Here is a 2,098-nt window from a genome sequence, read left to right on the forward strand (position 1 = left end):
TCTTGGATATTCAGGGCAAACTTGAAGAGTTTTTATCCAGCAGGGAAAATCCCACAAAAACGAGCTTAAAGGATTCTATGGCTCTGATAGCCCTTATCATCCTGTTTGGTGTTTTTCCGGGGATTGCAGTATACGTCGCAACCCGCAGCATTGTGCTCTCGATTACTGTGGACCTTGGAACGAGTCTGTTTTTCTTCACTCTCCCCGATTTCGACAAAAAGGTATTTGGACTCGTGTTTAATGCCTATACGGTACTAGTTGTCGTGTCATCAGTGTTACTTGCTTTTGGACTGTTTGTATAGCGAGAGGTGATGTAGATGCAAGTATTTAAGAGTAGGTTTACAATTCCTGCCTTTCTGTTTTTTATCTCAGTAGCAAGCACGTTTTATCTTGCGAAATGGTTAATCCCTCAGTTCCTGATTATTGGATACCTCGTTGGATTCCTTATAATTCATTGGAAAAAAGTGTTGTTTTCAAGGGAAAAAGCTATGGTAGGCCTTGTGGTTAGCTTTCCGCTTTATGCCCTTTCCGCATGGGCGGTAACAGATAACCTAACTCTGGCTCTCCTCCTTGGAACTTTGTGGGGCATCTCCACAAGCCTGGGAATTCACGTGATACTAACGGGAAGATCAGACGATAATTAAACACAGCAAGTGGCAGCTAGTGTCCTTTAGATTTAGCTTTTTTAGCCTTACTTGATGGAAAAAACCGAACGGGGCGGGAGAAGAGTACTGGAGCGAAGTGAGGGTTGAAGTGAAGCCCGTGGGTAATGTAATTGCGAGCATGGAGTGCAAGCCTAGTGTCGTTGCTCTCGATGGTTCAACAACCTGTACGGTTCGTCTTGAGCTGAGACAACCAGATACGGTCACTTTGAGTCTACAGGAAGTTGACTTTGGTGGTAGAAAAGTATGGCCAAACGGGCCAAGCAGCGTCACTGTTCACAAGCAAACTGTAACCCTAAGCCCAACGAACATGCAGGAGGACCTAACCGTGACAATAACGATAAACGACGAACTGGCGAACTATTATTTTGGAGAACGTCCGTGGGACCCGATTGACAGGTATGTCTTCAAGGAGAGCTTTAAGAATAGGTTTGCTGGGTACACCTACCTTGTAAAGGCAAAATTCAGCAATGGCATTACTGCTAGTGACATGTTTACAGTGGCCGAGCAATCAGAATTTGACAAAGCTGTTGAGGCCGGAAAAAATGCCAAAGCTATTGTTTCAGAGCTAGCAAGAGGACAGGTATCAACCAGCGAGGGAGTATCTGTACTGATTACATCAGGAAAAGTACTAACAAAAACTGGAGTTAAAACAATAGGAAAGACCCTGTGGGGAATTGGCAACCTATTTTTGGCAATATGCGACATTCACGACTGGCTCTTTGCTCCTACTCCAGACACGGGATATGATAACAACAATGTTGTCGGAGGGTGATGGAATGAGAGAAGTAATCCGGTACGTCCCGACACTAATCGGGATTCTCTCTTTAATTTTCCTGTTTTCCACGGGGGATAACTATTCCGAGACGGCTTACCCCCTGCTCCAGCTGAACTTGTATTTGACAGCGGCTGTTTTAGTCCTGCCGTGGTTTGAAGACGTTGAATTTAAATTTGAGACAAAGGTCTTTATGCCTTCATGGCTGTCTGTGGCGGCGGTAATAGCAGGAATGGAATCTATAGGTGGCTTCGCTGCAATCCTGTGGTTATTGTGGCTGTTTCTCCCGCTTTTTAAGATCGACAGCATGCTCACTTTCCTGAATGAAGTGGCGGGGGACTTGAAGCTGAAGGAACGCCCGGCGAAGGCACTTTTAATAACAGCCATTCCACCCCTGCTCATCGCCGGGTGGTACCACGTAATATACGGCATTCACACCCTTGTCCTAGTAGCAGTATACACAATCTATGTTATTTTCACGGAATTTAAGAGATCCGAGACCTCATGGACAAAATGATAAAAGAAAAGTCAGAAACCGGCAATTAGTAGGAGGTATGAGTATGGTAAGCGATGGAACGCTGGTTTTCCTTTTGATTTTTCTTTCCCTTGTTTATGGGAGGTTCATATACATTGGGGAGACAATTAGAGGTGTCCGTGATTC

At 44.9% G+C, this 2,098-nt stretch carries 3 protein-coding genes and 1 pseudogene; all 4 read left to right on the forward strand.

All coding sequences use genetic code 11. The annotated features are described in order from the left end of the window. Positions 1–302, forward strand: a pseudogene (locus E3E27_RS10555) (hypothetical protein); the annotation flags it as partial. 15 nt (positions 303–317) lie between these two features. Then, positions 318–644, forward strand: coding sequence for a hypothetical protein (locus tag E3E27_RS10560; protein ID WP_167774560.1), 327 nt, complete (start codon positions 318–320; stop codon positions 642–644). 97 nt (positions 645–741) lie between these two features. Next, positions 742–1,437: a hypothetical protein gene (locus E3E27_RS10655; protein ID WP_206204893.1), complete on the forward strand. Its 696-nt coding sequence runs from the start codon at positions 742–744 to the stop codon at positions 1,435–1,437. A gap of 4 nt (positions 1,438–1,441) precedes the next feature. Then, on the forward strand, positions 1,442–1,954 hold the full coding sequence (locus tag E3E27_RS10570) for a hypothetical protein (RefSeq protein ID WP_167774561.1): 513 nt from the start codon (positions 1,442–1,444) through the stop codon (positions 1,952–1,954). Positions 1,955–2,098: the final 144 nt, after the last annotated feature.

The organism is Thermococcus sp. MV11, from assembly GCF_012027285.1.
Taxonomy (GTDB): Archaea; Methanobacteriota_B; Thermococci; order Thermococcales; family Thermococcaceae; genus Thermococcus; species Thermococcus cleftensis.

What these genes read in the sequence shown, in the direction of transcription:
- E3E27_RS10560 (WP_167774560.1), top strand. Translation starts at nt 318, where the DNA reads ATGCAAGTATTTAAGAGTAGGTTTACAATTCCTGCCTTTCTGTTTTTT.
- E3E27_RS10570 (WP_167774561.1), top strand. Translation starts at nt 1,442, where the DNA reads ATGAGAGAAGTAATCCGGTACGTCCCGACACTAATCGGGATTCTCTCT.